This window comes from Sphingomonas elodea ATCC 31461, assembly GCF_000226955.1.
GTDB lineage: Bacteria > Pseudomonadota > Alphaproteobacteria > Sphingomonadales > Sphingomonadaceae > Sphingomonas > Sphingomonas elodea.
The window spans coordinates 39,557-53,907 of record NZ_AGFU01000004.1 but is presented as its reverse complement, the minus strand read 5'-3'; the positions used below and the strand labels follow the sequence as shown (position 1 = coordinate 53,907).

At 67.6% G+C, this 14,351-nt stretch carries 16 protein-coding genes; 10 read left to right on the top strand and 6 right to left on the bottom strand.

The genetic code is table 11. The features are described 5' to 3' along the window. Positions 1-221: 221 nt before the first annotated feature. Entirely contained in the window at positions 222-710 is a 489-nt protein-coding gene (locus KK7_RS23310; protein ID WP_010542926.1) for a hypothetical protein, read from the top strand. Between the two features lie 107 nt (positions 711-817). Next, the gene (locus KK7_RS0101745; RefSeq protein ID WP_337459570.1) at positions 818-1,423 is read left to right on the top strand and encodes a DUF6683 family protein; all 606 of its coding nucleotides are present in this window, start codon (positions 818-820) and stop codon (positions 1,421-1,423) included. Positions 1,424-1,465: 42 nt separating this feature from the next. On the opposite strand, the gene KK7_RS0101740 is transcribed toward KK7_RS0101745, so the two are convergent. After that, a complete protein-coding gene (locus KK7_RS0101740) occupies positions 1,466-4,261 on the bottom strand; it encodes a TonB-dependent receptor (RefSeq protein WP_010542924.1) in 2,796 nt (931 codons plus the stop codon). A 78-nt stretch (positions 4,262-4,339) separates the two neighbouring features. On the opposite strand from KK7_RS0101740, the gene KK7_RS22785 reads away from it, so the two are divergent. The 3 genes from KK7_RS22785 to KK7_RS0101725 are packed head-to-tail and all read left to right on the top strand — an operon-like array spanning position 4,340 to position 7,674. Continuing rightward, a complete protein-coding gene (locus KK7_RS22785; RefSeq protein ID WP_157999970.1) occupies positions 4,340-4,480 on the top strand; it encodes a hypothetical protein in 141 nt (46 codons plus the stop codon). 51 nt (positions 4,481-4,531) lie between these two features. Beyond that, a complete protein-coding gene (locus tag KK7_RS0101730) occupies positions 4,532-5,848 on the top strand; it encodes an MFS transporter (protein WP_010542923.1) in 1,317 nt (438 codons plus the stop codon). Then, entirely contained in the window at positions 5,845-7,674 is a 1,830-nt protein-coding gene (locus KK7_RS0101725; RefSeq protein WP_010542922.1) for a DUF8034 domain-containing protein, read from the top strand. The genes KK7_RS0101730 and KK7_RS0101725 overlap by 4 nt, the downstream gene beginning before the upstream one ends. Positions 7,675-7,692: 18 nt before the next feature. Here the strand turns inward: KK7_RS0101725 and KK7_RS0101720 are convergent, their stop codons facing one another. The 5 genes from KK7_RS0101720 to KK7_RS0101700 form a co-directional block, all read right to left on the bottom strand. Beyond that, positions 7,693-8,583, bottom strand: coding sequence for a LysR substrate-binding domain-containing protein (locus tag KK7_RS0101720; protein ID WP_010542921.1), 891 nt, complete (start codon positions 8,581-8,583; stop codon positions 7,693-7,695). A 32-nt stretch (positions 8,584-8,615) separates the two neighbouring features. Then, positions 8,616-9,551 carry a 5-dehydro-4-deoxyglucarate dehydratase gene (kdgD, locus tag KK7_RS0101715; protein ID WP_040597351.1) on the bottom strand — a complete coding sequence of 312 codons (936 nt, stop codon included), beginning with the start codon at positions 9,549-9,551 and terminating at the stop codon, positions 8,616-8,618. Between the two features lie 369 nt (positions 9,552-9,920). After that, entirely contained in the window at positions 9,921-11,000 is a 1,080-nt protein-coding gene (arsB, locus tag KK7_RS0101710) for an ACR3 family arsenite efflux transporter (protein ID WP_051121210.1), read from the bottom strand. Between the two features lie 4 nt (positions 11,001-11,004). Beyond that, on the bottom strand, positions 11,005-11,433 hold the full coding sequence (gene arsC / locus KK7_RS0101705) for an arsenate reductase (glutaredoxin) (protein WP_010542918.1): 429 nt from the start codon (positions 11,431-11,433) through the stop codon (positions 11,005-11,007). An 11-nt stretch (positions 11,434-11,444) separates the two neighbouring features. Further along, complete coding sequence (locus KK7_RS0101700) at positions 11,445-11,777, bottom strand: ArsR/SmtB family transcription factor (RefSeq protein WP_010542917.1); 333 nt, start codon at positions 11,775-11,777, stop codon at positions 11,445-11,447. A 343-nt stretch (positions 11,778-12,120) separates the two neighbouring features. On the opposite strand from KK7_RS0101700, the gene KK7_RS19915 reads away from it, so the two are divergent. The 5 genes from KK7_RS19915 (at position 12,121) to KK7_RS0101680 (ending at position 14,329) form a co-directional block, all read left to right on the top strand. After that, positions 12,121-12,522: a hypothetical protein gene (locus KK7_RS19915; RefSeq protein ID WP_010542916.1), complete on the top strand. Its 402-nt coding sequence runs from the start codon at positions 12,121-12,123 to the stop codon at positions 12,520-12,522. A 136-nt stretch (positions 12,523-12,658) separates the two neighbouring features. Next, a complete protein-coding gene (locus KK7_RS22420) occupies positions 12,659-12,886 on the top strand; it encodes a hypothetical protein (protein ID WP_138983902.1) in 228 nt (75 codons plus the stop codon). 120 nt (positions 12,887-13,006) lie between these two features. Beyond that, positions 13,007-13,192 (top strand): hypothetical protein, encoded by a 186-nt coding sequence (locus KK7_RS0101690; RefSeq protein WP_010542915.1) that lies wholly within the window; start codon positions 13,007-13,009, stop codon positions 13,190-13,192. Positions 13,193-13,236: 44 nt separating this feature from the next. After that, on the top strand, positions 13,237-13,710 hold the full coding sequence (locus tag KK7_RS0101685; protein ID WP_010542914.1) for a copper chaperone PCu(A)C: 474 nt from the start codon (positions 13,237-13,239) through the stop codon (positions 13,708-13,710). Continuing rightward, positions 13,697-14,329 carry an SCO family protein gene (locus KK7_RS0101680; RefSeq protein WP_010542913.1) on the top strand — a complete coding sequence of 211 codons (633 nt, stop codon included), beginning with the start codon at positions 13,697-13,699 and terminating at the stop codon, positions 14,327-14,329. Before KK7_RS0101685 ends, KK7_RS0101680 begins: the two co-directional genes overlap by 14 nt. The last annotated feature ends 22 nt before the right edge of the window (positions 14,330-14,351 follow it).

Sequence of the window (14,351 nt, the reverse complement as noted above, 5' to 3'; positions counted from 1 at the left end):
CTCCCGCCGATCGCCTGTTCTTCGAGCGGATCGGCGCGGCACTGGATCCACGACGCGGCGCCGGTGGGGGATCGCCCGGGTGCCCGCGCGGCCACTGACCGGCGACGCGCATCCGGGGCCCGGCGGCGTTGACACGCCGGGGAAAGATGGCGCGATCCTGCTCGGAGACAGGACGGCTCCGCCGGAGATCGCGTAGAACATAGCGGTACGGCGAGAGACACATGGGCAGATTCGCAGCGAACGCCAGGCCCAAGGCCGTCACGCTCCGGGAAGCCTTCTGGGTGTGGGCGCGCATTGCGCTGCTGTCCTTCGGCGGCCCGGCGGGGCCAGATCGCGGTGCTGTCGATCTCGCCGAGGGTACGGTCCAGCAGACGGTGGAGGCGGAGGCATGTACCTCGCCCAGTCCACCGCTGGTAACCGTCGTCCTGATCGCGCTCGCCTCGTTCTTCGCGGTGATGGAGACCAGCTTCACCAAGATCGCCGTAGTGCTGAGCCTGATGCGCAATGCGCTGGCGGCCGCGATGGACCAGAAGATCTCCGACATGGACAGCCTGTCGCGGTCGCTGGACAAGCAGGGCAAGAACCGTTCGCCCAAGACCAGCACCGACCTGACCGTTGCCGGCCAGGAATTCGGCTATCTGATGAGCACGACCAGCACGGTCATCAAGACGATCGGCGAAGGCCTCAATTCCATGGCCCGCAAGCAATAGGAACTCTCTGCGAAGATGGTGGGGGAGCGGTACGCCGCTTCCCCCTTTTCGCGTTTTTGGAGAAGAGCGCAGCATGAAGACGATCTTGGGAGCCCTCGCGCTGGTGGATCGCGAACGCCGCGGAGAGACCGGGGCGCGCCGGCGATCCCCGCGGCGCGGCCGATCTGCAGAAGCTGTTCGCGGAAGGCGACTTCATCGAAAAGATCGCCGCACTGGTGGCGCCGCAGGGGCTGCGCATCGACAATGTCGCCGATGCCTATGCCCTTTGGTGGATCACCGCCTGGCAGGCCTCGCGCGGCAACAACGACACGCCGGATCGCACGGTCCTGTCCGCCGTTCGCGCACAGGCGGAGAGCGCCGTCACCGCCGCCGGCGAACTGACGCGCGCGACGGACGCCCAGAAGCAGGAGCTTGCCGAGGCGCTCTGGGTGCAGACCGCGCTGATCGACGGAGCCGTGGAGCAGGCCAAGCACGATCCCGTGCGGCTGCGCGAGGTCGGTGCCGCCGTACGAAAGGGCGCCAAGAGCATGGGGCTCGACCTCGGCATGATCGAGCTGACGCGGGAAGGCTTCATCCCGGTGGGTACCAGCCAGAACGAAGCGCCGGCACGGGCGCCGCACCTGCACAGCGCCCCGCCCTATGGTGCCCCCGCGCTCGCCGCCGGCAGCATGGGGGTCGGCGGGTTCCTGGTTCTGCGCCGGGGGCGCGGCTGAGGCGGAGGACGGGCGGCCGACCCGCCTCGCCCGGCCGATGTGTCAGAACGCCAGCCGCGCGCCGAGCACGAATTGCCGCCCGCTATGGGTGAGAACGTTCAGCCGGTTGGTCTCGTCGACGAACTGGTCGTTCTTCGTGTCGGTCAGGTTGATCATCTCGAGGCTGATCTTGAGCGCGTCGGTGACGTTGTACGAAAGCTGCGCATCGACATTGGTCGTCCCGTTGGTGCCGTTATACGCGTTGCCTTCCGTCCCCGGCACGGCGGTGAGATACCGTGAGCGGTAGGCGACCGAGCCGCGGATCGAGAACTTCTTCGTCTCGTAGTACAGCGTCGCGTTGGCGGCGTTCCGCGACAGGCCGAGCAGCGGCGCCTTGACCGTTGCCGCGCCATTGGCCGCCAGCAGATATTCGATGTCCGAGGTGACGAAGGTGTAGTTGGCGAGAATGCCCAGATTCGACAGGAAGCCGGGCAGGAAGGAAAGCGGCTGCTGGACGTTGACCTCGAAGCCGCGCAGCAGCCCCCCTTTCGAATTGACCGGCTGGCTGACGATGAAGATGTCCGACGTGCTGGCCCCCGTGCCGGTCAGCAGCGACTCCGGCAGGCCGAGGCTGGTATAGGGAATGCCCGTGCTCAGTGTCTGCGCGAAGGTGCCGATGTCCTTCTGGAACACGGAAGCGGCATAGAGCGCGCCCTGCGACGGATACCATTCGATCGACGCATCGAGGTTGGTCGATTCCGTCGGCCGCAGGTCCGGATTGCCCGAGCTGAAGCTACGGTTGCCCCCCGAGACGTTGAGGTTGCCGCCCGGGGTGAGCGCGCTGATCCCCGCGCGCGCGATCGTCCTGGCTGCGGCCAGGCGGACGAGCAGCGTCGGGGTCACGTCGAACACCAAATTGGCGGAGGGCAGCCAGCGGTGATAGGCCCGCGCCGCGCCCACCAGGTTCACGGTCGTGCCCTGCCCGGCATAGCCGGTCGAAAACTGGTCGGTCTTCACGTACCGGAGACCGATGTCACCGCGCAGTGGTACACCAGCATCGGCCAGATCGAACGCAGCCATACCCCATAGGCCCAGATCCTTTTCCTCGACCGTGACGAACGAGCCTCGCGCGGTCGCGTTCTGCACGCCGCCGGTGGCGTAGAGGGGGTTGCCCGCGGTGTTGAGTGCGCTCTGGAACGCCGCGAGATCGGGCACCAGCCAAGCGGTGGGGGTGCCGGACGGCATGCCGAGCCCGCGCCCGAAGTCGGTGAAGCGGGTCGTCAGTGGTGCCAGCTGCGCGGCGGTCAGCGTCGTCACCACCGTCTCGCCCTGCAGTCGGCGCTGCTCGGTCGAATCGTAGGTGAACTTGCGCCAGTCGACGCCCACCTTCAGCTTGACCAGCGTGCTGACCGTCCACTCGGCATAGGCCTTGGCGGTGGTGAAGCCGTTGTCGACGGTCTGCGGGCGGATCCGCACTTCGGAGGTGCCGTTGGTGAAGGAGAAGGTAGCCGGGTTGGTCAGGTCGACGCCGGGCCGGATGGTGGGAAACCGCGTCGCGAAATCATAGTAGAAGCCGTTGGTGTTCGCCGCATCGATCGTCACCGTGGTCTGCACGGGGTTGCGGAACGCCGAACTGGACGTGCCGACGACGCCGCCGATCTTCAGCCGGTCGCCGATCTTCTGCTCCAGCGTGGCGGTGACTTGGTAGAAATCGGTCTTCAGCGCATCGTAGCGCGACTGGGTCCGCAGATCGACCGCGTCGAAGGTGCCGCTGACGATGTTGTTGTCGGCATCCACGGTACCCGATCGGATGATCGTCTGCGGCTTGCCGCTTCCCGACCGGCTGAAGCTGAGCGCCTGGAACTGCGCTTCGGTCCGGGTGCCGTCGAGCCGCGAGTAGAGCCCGTCGACGGAAATCAGGGTCCGCTCCGTGGGCTGGAACTGCAGCGCCAGCGCGGCGCCCAGGCGCTTCTGCTGGATGTCGTAGCTCACCAAGCCGGGGATGCGCGGATGAAACAGCGCCGTGGCGGGACTGGCATCGTTGATCTGGGCGATCGTCTTGCCCGCGATCGTCGACGCCGGATGAAAGCCGCCGTTGAAGCCGCCATAGGTCCAGCGGGTGATGTTCGCGCCCTCCTCGATCAGGCGGCGTTCCTCATAGGCGACCGACAGCAGCGCACCGAACCGGCCGTCCGGCGTCGTCGCGGTGACCAGCCCGGAGACGCGCGGCTTGGTCTTGCGGGCAAGATCGTTGTAGCTCGCCGCCGCTGCCACCACCGCGGTGTTCTTCTTGTAGTCGAACGGGCGGGCGCTCTGCAGGTCGACCGTACCGCCCAGCGAGCCTTCCTCGACATCGGCGGTCGCGGTCTTGCGCACCGCGATACTGTTGAACAGGTCCGACGAGAAGATGTTGAAGTCGAAGCCCCGGCCGCGATTGACACCGCCCGAATTGTCGGTGCCGCCGGTGGTGCCGATCGCCTCCATGCCGTTGATGCGCACCCGGCTATATTCGGGCCCCAGCCCGCGCACCGAGATGTTGCGGCCTTCGCCGTTGACGCGGCTGATCGACACCCCGGGAATGCGCTGGAGCGATTCCGCCAGATTCAGATCGGGGAATTCGGCGATGTCCTCGGCCTTGATGACGTCGATCGTCGCGGTCTCGTTGCGCTTGATGGTGATCGCGCTGCTCAGACTGGCCCGAAAACCCTGGACGATGATTTCTGCCCCTTCGCTCTCGTCCGGCGCGGATGGCGGCGCGACGGGTGCGGGCTGGACCTGCGCGAGGGCCGAGGACGCGACCAGTGCCGCCGCCGCGCTCGACGCGACGAAGACGCTCTTCAGGGTTCGGATATGCGACATGTGCCTCCAGCCTCTCTCGGGAGCCCGGCTTCGTTCGAGCCGGGTCTGCAGGCCGTGGGTAGCCTCGCCGCGCCGGCAATGACCAACCTCAATCGGACATGGATCAATGCAGGCCTTGCACCGATCTTCGGCGAAGCGGCGCCGGACGCGCCGATCGAGCCAGTCTTTGGCTGGATCATCCCGGCTTTTGGCTTGGACCGGTTGCGGCGCGGCGACTAGGGAGGCGGGATGAGACCGCCCCCTGCAGGCGGCGCGGCTGGGAGAGAGGATTTGAACGAGCTGCCCGTCCGGCCGACCCGCGTGCGCTACGCGATCATCGCGCTGATCTTCCTGATCACCTCGGTAAACTATGCCGATCGCGCCACCTTCTCGATCGCCGGCAGCGCCGCGGCGCGGGAGCTGGCGCTGAGCCCCGTCCAGACCGGCTTCATCCTCTCCGCCTTCGCCTGGGCCTATGTGCTGGCGCAGATCCCCGGGGGCGTGCTGCTCGATCGCTTCGGGACCAAGCGCGTCTATGCGGCGGCGATCCTGCTCTGGTCGCTGTTCACCGCCACCCAAGGCTTCGCCGGCTGGATCGCCGGGATCTCGGTAGTGGCGATGCTCTTCGCCCTGCGCTTCCTGGTGGGCCTGGCCGAGGCACCCTCTTTCCCCGGCAACGCGCGGCTGGTCGCGGCGTGGTTCCCCGCCGCCGAACGCGGCACGGCGGCCGCGATCTTCAACTCGGCGCAATACTTCTCGCTGGTCGCCTTCGCGCCGCTGATGGGCTGGCTGGCCCATCAGTTCGGCTGGCGTTCGATCTTCTGGGCGATGGGCGGACTGGGCGTGCTCGCCACGCTGGTGTTCGTCCGCTTCATCCACAGCCCGGCGCACCATCGCCGCGTCAACGCTGCCGAGCGCGCCTATATCGAAGCCGGCGGCGGGTTGATCCATCTGGAAGAGGGCGGCGCGACAGCCGCCCAGGCCTTCGCCTGGCGCAATGTCGGCCGGCTGATCGCCAACCGGATGATGCTGGGCATCTATCTCGGCCAGTACTGCATCAACGTGCTGACCTATTTCTTCGTCACCTGGTTCCCGATCTACCTGATCAAGGAGCGCGGGCTGAACGTCCTGGAGGCGGGGTTCGCCGCGGCGGCCCCTGCCCTGTTCGGCTTCGCCGGCGGGCTCGCCGGGGGATTCCTCTCGGATCGTATCCTCAAGCGCACCGGCTCGCTCGATCGGGCCCGCAAGATACCGCTCGTCCTGGGCATGCTGCTCGCTTCGCTGATCATCGGCTGCGTCTGGGCGCCCGGCGAGGGGCTGGTGATCACGCTGATGTCGATCGCCTTCTTCGGAAAGGGCATCGCCTCGCTCGGCTGGGCGATCATGGCCGATGTCGCGCCACGGCGGCTGGCCGGGCTTTCGGGCGGCGTGTTCAACATGTTCGGCAACATCGCCGGCATCGTCACCCCGATCGCGGTCGGCTATATCGTGGGCACGACCGGGTCCTTCGATCTCGCCCTCGTCTTCGTCGGCGCACACTGCCTGCTGACGATCTTCGCCTTCCTCGTCCTCGTCGGCCCGATCCGGCGGATGGAGCTGCCCGAATGACGTTCCGCCGACGCGACCTGCTGGCCGGCATCGCGGCCGCGACGCTCCCCGCCACCGCCCGCGGCGCGCCGCCGACCCTCGTCGCCGACCGCCCGATGGCGCCCCCGGACTGGGCCCGCCTCCAGCGCACGCTGCTCCGCGCCAATGCGGAGGCGTGCGAGGCTTTCTATGCCCGCTATGTCGACGATCGCGACCAGCTTCGCGTCTTCGCGCGCTGGGGCGCCAACGACGGCCCCGACGATGCGGCGGAGGCGACCAACGACTGGGCACTGCTGCACGCGCTGGGCGGCGCCGATCGCATCCTCGATCTGGCGCAGCGCTTCTGGGAAGGGCATCTGCGACAATATACCGCCGCCCGCACGGTGGACGTGCCGATTGCCCGCCAGGGCATGTATGCCCGCGAGTTTCCGGTCCAGATGGACTGGCAACACAATTCCGAAGGGCTCACCACCTTCAACCTGCTCGGCATGTCCACGCCCGGTGACCGCACGCTGCTCGCACGGACCCGGCGCTATGCCGACTTCTATACCGGACGCGACCCGATCGCGCACAACTACGATCCGGCACACCGGGTGATCCGCTCGATGCTCAACGGCAGCCTCGGGCCGATGCTTCGCCCTGCCACCCCGCTCGACTGGGCGGGCGACCCGTTCGAGGCCGGCGCGCGCTTCCACATGGAGCATGGCGAGACCAGCTATCAGCAGACGCTGGACCATTATGCCGAATATACCGACGTGGTGTGCGACAGCCCGCTCAACCTGCAGGCGACCACGCTGGGCCTGAACGCCTATGCGCTGGGTGGGGGCGAGCGCTACCGGCGCTGGGCGCTCGACTATCTCGATGCCTGGGTCGACCGCGCCAGGGCCAATGGCGACATGCTGCCGAGCAAGGTGGGGCTGGACGGCCGTACCGCACCGGACTGGTGGGGCGGCGTCTATGGCTGGGGCTTCTCGCCGGTGGTGCCCCAGACCGGCAAACGCGAGGATCGCAACCGCGTGCCCCGTGCGATCACCGCGTTCATGAACGCCGTGCTGCTCACCGGCGATCTCGGCTATATCGACCTGTGGCGGCGCCAGACCGCACGCATCAACGCAGCCGCGAAGCGCATCGACGGGCGGGAGCATACACCGACCATGTTCGGCCCGGAGGGCTGGTATGGCTGGAAGCCCGGCCCGTATCGCACCAACGGCTTCGAGATCTGGTATCTGCGCCAGCACGCCGACGACCGTGCCGCCGCCGGCGACCATCCCTGGCTCGCCTTTCTGGAGGGGCGCAACCCGGACTATCCCCTCCGCGCGCTCCGGGCAGACCTCGATCGCGTCGCCGCGCGCGTCGCTGCCCGCGAGAAGGATCCGACCACCCCCGAAACCCGCCTCGCCGACTGGCCGATCGACATCAATCCGGCGAGCGTGACCAGCCTCGTCCAGCTGATGACAGGCGGACTGCACATCGCCCGCCCGCCCTGGTCACCGACCTCGCCGTCACAGGGGGGCGTGCCGCTTCATTGCCGGCTGCGCTATTTCGATGCCGATCGGCGACGGGCCGGCGTACCGGAAGATGTCGCGGCGCTGGTCCACGCGATGGACGACGGCGCGGTGGAGGTCACGCTGGTCAACCTGGCCCGCGACCATGCCCGCCGGGTGACGGTGCAGGGCGGCGCCTATGCCGAACACCGGATCGACAGCGTGACGATGGACGGCCGCACCCTGCCTGTCGGCGCGCGGGCATTCACGCTGCGGCTGGAGCCCGGCTGCGGCACCCGGCTGCGCATCGCGATGCGGCGCTTCGCCGATCGGCCGACGCTCGCCTTTCCCTGGGATCGCTGATCCGCCGGCACGGCCGCCTTACGTCTCGGCCGCGAGGGCGCAGAGCAGCCGCATCGGCTCCAGCGCCGGATTGGCGTTGTCGCGCCGCCATGCCATGTGCAGTTCCACCGGCGCATCGGGCACCGTCTCCAGCGTGCGGAACTGCACGTCGGTAAGATGTAGGCCGGAGGCCGATTGCGGCACCACTGCCGCCGCGAGCCCTGCCTGCACCAGCCCGAGCATCGAATGGATCTGGGTGACGTGCTGGACATAGAGCGGCGTCACCCCGGCATCGTCGAACAGCCGGACCAGCATGTTGTGGAAATAGCCCGCGCCTTCGCGCGAATACATGATCAGCGGCTCGCCATCGAAGTCGGCAAGCGTGAATTCCGCCTTGCCGAGCCCCGGATCGCCCGGCGGCAGGGCGACGACCAGCGGCTCGCGCGCGACGCACAGGGTGTCGAATTCGTGCCGGTCGATCGGTGGCCGAACGAAGCCGATGTCGATCAGCCCGGTGAGCAGCGCATCGACCTGGTCGCCGGACACCATCTCGCGCAGCTCCAGATCGATGTTGGGCAGCCGCGCCCGGGCCTGGGCGACGATCCGCGGCACCAGACCGTAGCCGGACACCGCGGTGAAGCCGATCGCCACCTTGCCGCTGTCCCCCCGCGCCACCCGCCGCGCCGACAGCGCCGCGCTCTCCGCCAGGCGCACGATACGACGCGCCTCGATCAGGAACACTCGGCCGGCCGGCGTCAGGCTCACCTGCCGGCTGGTCCGCTCCAGCAGGGTGACGCCGAGGATCCGCTCCAGCAGCTGGATCTGCCGGCTGAGCGGCGACTGGGTCATGTTCAGCCGCTGCGCCGCGCGGCCGAAATGGAGTTCCTCGGCAGCGGCGACGAAGCAGCGTAGCTGACTCAGCTCGAACATGGCCATCGTCTACCGCAGGCCGGGGCTGCAAGTCACGCGGCGGGCACGGCCGCTCCGGCGCCGTCCCTGGCGCGGGCGATCAGGGCGGCGAGTTCCGCCTGCTCGCCCTCGGTCAGGTCGGTGAGCGGCGTGCGGACCGGCCCCGCATCGCGCCCGACCGCGCGCATCCCCGCCTTTACGATCGACACCGCATAGCCGCGGCCGCGATTGCGCAGCGCGATATAGGGCATCACGAACGCGCGGAGCTGGGCGAGGATCTCGGTCCGGTCATCGGCGCGGACAGCGCGGTAGAAGTGCAGCGCCCATTCCGGCAGAAAGTTGAAGATCGCCGAGGAATAGGTGGTGACACCCATGGTCAGATACGGAGTGGCGAAGGTCTCCGCGGTGGGCAGCCCGCCGATATAGGTCAGCCGGTCGCCCATCCGCGCATAGATGCGGGTCATCAGTTCGATGTCGCCTACCCCGTCCTTGAAGCCGACCAGATTGGGGTTGCGTTCGCACAGCCCCGCCAGCGTCTCGTCGTCGAGGACGGCGTTGTCGCGATTGTACACGATCACGCCCAGCCCGGTCGCCCTGCACACCGCCTCGACATGCGCGGCGAGGCCCGCCTGCGACGATCCGACCAGATAGGGCGGCAGCAGCAGCAGCCCGTCCGCCCCGGCCTTTTCCGCGCCGCGCGCGATCTCGACGGCGATCGCGGTGCCATAGCCGCATCCGGAGATCACCGGCAGCCGCCCGTTCGCCTCCGCCACGGCAGCGCCCACTACCCGGACGACCTCGTCGGGAGTGAGCGAGAAGAACTCGCCGGTACCCCCGGCAGCGAACAGCCCGGCCAGCTCGTGCGAGAGCATCCACGCGCAATGGGCCCGATACGGACCTTCGAGAAAGGCTCCTTCGGCATCGAAATGGGTCACGGGGAAGGACAGCAGCCCGCCACCCAGGGTGCGGGCCATGTCGTCCGGGCGCATCGTCGTCACTGCATCATCTCCTGGAGCGTGCCGCCATCGATGCGCCACGGGTCTCATTCGATGGCCTAGGGTCTCTCCACCGCCGGGTCCAAGCTAAAGCCGCGATGGATCGATGCGCGCTGTGGCATGATGGAGCCCCTGCGACTTGCGAGCACGCTTTCACCAGGTTCGTACATCGGAAGAGCACACGAGCATCCCCCGCGTCATCGGCGCCGTGCTCCCCGAGCAAAAGGACGAATACCAGCTCAGAACCGCTACATGCAGATCGAGGAGGTGCCCCCGCTACAGATTACACGCAAGGCCGCCTGATCCAGCAGGCAGCGTCAAGTGCGGGCAGCATGTCCGGATCTTCCGGCGTGCGTAGCGGCATCAGGCTGCGGTTCCCCGTTCATACCAGCCCCGCGAAGCCTTTACGATCGAGACGACCGACAGCATCACCGGCACTTCCACCAGCACGCCGACGACCGTCGCCAGCGCCGCGCCCGACTTGAGCCCGAACAGCGAGATGGCGGCGGCCACCGCAAGCTCAAAGAAGTTGGACGCACCGATCAGCGCCGCGGGCGCCGCCACGCACCAGGCCACGCCGAACCGGCGGGACAGCCAGTAGGCGAGACCGGCGTTCAGATAGACCTGGATGAGGATCGGCACTGCAAGAAGCGCGATCACCAGCGGCTGCGCGACGATCGCCTCACCCTGGAAGCCGAACAGCAGAACCAGTGTCGCCAGCAGCGCGAAGAGCGACACAGGGCCGAGGCGCGCCAACAGCCGATCGAGCGCGGCCGGTCCGCCGCTGGCCAGCACGGCACGGCGGACGAACTGGCCGGCGCTCACCGGCACGACGATATAAAGCAGCACCGAGATCAGCAGCGTATCCCATGGCACCGTCACCGACGCCACGCCGAGCAGCAGCCCGACCAGCGGCGCGAAAAGAAACACCATCAGCACGTCGTTCAGCGCGACCTGCGACAGCGTATAGGTCGGCTCCCCGTCGCAGAGGTTGGACCAGACGAACACCATTGCCGTGCAGGGCGCCGCCGCGAGCAGGATCAGGCCGGCGATGTAGGACGGCCCCTCTCCCGTCGGCAGCAGCGGTGCGAACAGCCAGCCGATGAACAAGGTGCCCAGCGCCGCCATCGAGAAGGGCTTCACCGCCCAGTTGATGAACAGCGTGACGCCGACGCCCTTCCAGTGCTGCCGCACCGAGCCGAGCGCGCCGAAGTCGATCTTGAGCAGCATGGGAATGATCATCAGCCAGATCAGCACGGCGACGATCAGGTTGACCCGTGCGACCTCGGCGGCCGCGATCGACGCGAAGACATGGGGCAGCGATTGCCCGAGACCGATGCCGGCGCCGATGCAGAGCACCACCCACAGCGTCAGATAGCGCTCGAAGATGCCGATGCCGGGCCGTGGGGGTGTGGCGTCGCGTGTAGGGGGAATCGTCGACATCGCGTCAGCGCACCCGTTCGCCAGCCGCATCGACCACCTGCTCGCCATCCTCCTTGGCGAAGGCGCCGCGCTGGGCGGCCGGCAAAATTTCGAGCACGGCTTCGGAGGGGCGGCACAGCTTCACGCCCAGCGGCGAGACGACCAGGGGGCGGTTGATGAGGATGGGGTGCGCCATCATGGCGTCGAAAAGCGCATCGTCGGACAGCGACGGTTCGCCCAGGCCCAGTTCGGCATAGGGCGTGCCCTTCTCGCGCAGCAGGTCGCGCGGGGTGATCCCGGCGCGGGCGATCAGGTCGAGCAGCATCGCCCGCGAAGGCGGGGTCTTCAGATACTCGACGACATGCGGCTCGATGCCGGCATTGCGGATCATGGCGAGTGCGTTGCGCGACGTACCGCATTCGGGGTTGTGGTAGATGATGATGTCGACGGCCATGGCGCGTCCTTTCAGCAGCAGGGGGCGAGTTCGGCGACGAGGGGCGCGCACAACTCGGCGCTGCCCGCACAGCAATCCTTGACGAGGAACAGGGTCAGCGCGCGCAGGCTCGCAAGATCGGCGCGATAGATAATCGAGCGGCTTTGACGCTCGGAGCGGATCAGGCCGGCGCGTGCGAGAATACCGAGATGCGCCGACATGGTGTTCTGCGGCACGTCCAGCTGACGAGCGATCTCCCCGGCCGCCATGCCGTTCGGCTCGTGCCGAACCAGCATCCTGAACACATCGAGGCGTGTTCCTTGGGCAAGGGCCCCCAGCGCAGCGATTGCCGATTCGTTTTCCATATATCCAGTATAACGGATATGTGGGCCTGACTGCGAGCGTAGAGTTCAGCCTGCGATGGTATCCCCACACTGTGCGCAGGACTGGCATTTAGGGTCTGCGGGTGTGCGGAAGAGCCGAGGGGACGACTTGAAGACCGGCTGAAGTCAATCCAGCCCCTCGACCAAACCGTTTTAGCGTCTGAGCAACTGTTCAAGCGAGGAAGCGGTTCGACGTCGGCTGGACGCAGAGATTCCTGAGCTCAAGCCTCTTTGGCCCGCCACAAGCGAACGCACGTGGGACGACATGCCTCGGCTGCCCCTCTCAGCACATGACAAGCCCGCACGCTAAGGTTAGGGTCAGAGCGTGCAGCCGTTACGCCGCCTTGTTGCCAGTCATCGTGTCGTCGCCGGGGCGATCCTCGCGCTGGCGCTGGTGATGAAGCTGCTGATCCCCGCCGGCTTCATGCCGACGGTGGCGAATGGCCAGATGGTCGTGCGGATGTGCTCGGGAACGGGGCCGATGACGATGGTCATGGCAATCCCCGGATTCGAGGACAAGGCCGACCGCGAGGGCGACCACGACAAGCATGCGCAGCCTTGCGCCTTCTCCGGCCTGTCCACGCCGTCGCTGGCAGCGGCGGATCCGATCCTGCTGGCGCTGGCGATCCTCTTCGTACTGGCGATGGGTGTCCGCGCGCTGGCGGCGCCGACTACGTCCGCACCACCCTATCTACGACCGCCGCTTCGCGGCCCACCGGCACACTGATCGACCACGCCGCGTGATCGGCTGACGGGAAGGCTGTGCCCTGGCGCCGCCGTCTCGCGCGCCGTCATGCCTCGTTGCATCGTCCGGCCGGAACATCCCCATGCGCGATGCCGGCTGGCGTCGAGGACTGCCATCCATGCGCTATTTCCTTCCAGCGCGGGCGCCCGCCCGCCAGAACCGCGTTCGCCTGCATGCTCCGGCGGCGAGCACCCTGCCGCCTTTCATTGCCTCGCTACGCAGGCTTCGCCGTTTGTCGTGGCTGCTGATCGCTGTCTGCATGCTGGTGCGGCTCGGAACAGCGATCGCTGAGGACACCCCCAGCGGGGGCGGCGACGCCGTCGCTGCGGCGGAGCAACCACGATGAGCGCCGAAGCCTCGCGCGCATCGCGACCCTCCCCATGGGAAACGACAACCGAAGCCGCGTTCGAGGTGCGGCTGGTAGCCCCGCGATCCCCGTTTTCGTCGGAGGGCACGCTGCGCCTCGGTGGCGCAGCATTCGCTGCGATTCCTGCCGCTCGGTGCGTGGCCGGTGCTGGTCTTTTCGGTCCTCGACCGGACCCGCCTCGAAACCGGCAGCCTGTCCGAACCCGACTTCGAACTCGGGCGCGTCCCGCGGCGCACGCGGAACCGGATCGGCCGCTTCTTGTCCGCAGCCCGCGGCCTTTCCTGACCAACCCGTCCCGTCATTCCTCCAATGCAAGGAAGATACTTGCGATGAAACGCATTCTTGCCGGCCTGACCTGCTCCATTGCCGTCGCCAGCCCGGTGCTTGCCCATGGGTTCAAGCTCGGCAGCCTCGAAATCGCCCATCCCTGGACCCGCCAGACCGCTCCCGGCCAGCGTAATGGCGGCGGCTTCCTCGTCGTCACCAACAAGGGCCGGGCGGCTGACCAGTTGGTCGGCGTCGCCTCGCCCGTGGCAGACAAGGTGGAGCTCCACACCATGTCGACGGACGGCGGGATCATGCGCATGCGTCCGGTGACCGGCGGGCTGCCGATCCCGGCGGGCGGCACGCTCACGCTCGCGCCGGGCGGGTACCACGTCATGCTGATCGGACTGAAGGCGCCGCTCACCCTGGGCATGATGGTGCCGCTGACGCTGCGCTTCGCGCGGGCGGGCACGATCACCGTCCAGCTCAAGGTCGAGCCGGTCAGCTTTACCGGGGCGGCAGCGCATGACCAGCATTGATCCGGACGGCACGCCCCGGCAGCGCCGCGCCGCGCCGGGCTGGATCGGCTGGGCGATAACGGGTCTGCTGCTGCTCGCGCTGGCGGGCGGCGCGGCCTATTGGGTCACTCGCCGCGATGCACCCGCCAGCGCCGCCCCAAGCTTCGGCGGCGCCTTCGCCATGACCGATCAGAACGGCAACACCGTCACCGACCGGTCGCTGCGCGGCAAGCCCTATGCGATCTTCTTCGGCTTCACCCGCTGTCCGGACGTCTGCCCGACCTCGCTCAACCGCATGGCCCAGCTGCGCAAGCAGCTCGGGCCTGACGGCATGAAGTTCGCCATCGTCTTCGTCTCGGTCGATCCCGGCCACGACAAGCGCCAGGACATCGGCAGTTATCTCACGCTGTTCGGCACGCCGATCATCGGGCTGACCGGCACCGATGCCCAGCTCGCGCAAATCGTGAAGGCGTTCCACGTCTATTACGAAAAGGTGCCGGTATCCGGTAACGACTACACGATCGACCACACCGCCTCGATCTACCTGATGGACCGCGAAGGGCGCTTCGTCACCACCATCGATCACCAGGAACAGCAGGACGTCGCGCTCGAGAAGCTCAAGCGCGTGATCGCGTCCTGAAATCGGGATCATCTATGAACAT

Excerpts from the sequence above, each read along its gene's own strand:
- KK7_RS23310 (WP_010542926.1), top strand. The coding sequence starts at position 222 with ATGGGCAGATTCGCAGCGAACGCCAGGCCCAAGGCCGTCACGCTCCGG.
- KK7_RS0101740 (WP_010542924.1), bottom strand. The coding sequence starts at position 4,261 with ATGTCGCATATCCGAACCCTGAAGAGCGTCTTCGTCGCGTCGAGCGCG.
- KK7_RS22785 (WP_157999970.1), top strand. The coding sequence starts at position 4,340 with ATGACCAACCTCAATCGGACATGGATCAATGCAGGCCTTGCACCGATC.
- KK7_RS0101725 (WP_010542922.1), top strand. The coding sequence starts at position 5,845 with ATGACGTTCCGCCGACGCGACCTGCTGGCCGGCATCGCGGCCGCGACG.
- KK7_RS0101720 (WP_010542921.1), bottom strand. The coding sequence starts at position 8,583 with ATGTTCGAGCTGAGTCAGCTACGCTGCTTCGTCGCCGCTGCCGAGGAA.
- kdgD (WP_040597351.1), bottom strand. The coding sequence starts at position 9,551 with ATGCGCCCGGACGACATGGCCCGCACCCTGGGTGGCGGGCTGCTGTCC.
- arsB (WP_051121210.1), bottom strand. The coding sequence starts at position 11,000 with ATGTCGACGATTCCCCCTACACGCGACGCCACACCCCCACGGCCCGGC.
- arsC (WP_010542918.1), bottom strand. The coding sequence starts at position 11,433 with ATGGCCGTCGACATCATCATCTACCACAACCCCGAATGCGGTACGTCG.
- KK7_RS0101700 (WP_010542917.1), bottom strand. The coding sequence starts at position 11,777 with ATGGAAAACGAATCGGCAATCGCTGCGCTGGGGGCCCTTGCCCAAGGA.
- KK7_RS22420 (WP_138983902.1), top strand. The coding sequence starts at position 12,659 with ATGCGCTATTTCCTTCCAGCGCGGGCGCCCGCCCGCCAGAACCGCGTT.
- KK7_RS0101685 (WP_010542914.1), top strand. The coding sequence starts at position 13,237 with ATGAAACGCATTCTTGCCGGCCTGACCTGCTCCATTGCCGTCGCCAGC.
- KK7_RS0101680 (WP_010542913.1), top strand. The coding sequence starts at position 13,697 with ATGACCAGCATTGATCCGGACGGCACGCCCCGGCAGCGCCGCGCCGCG.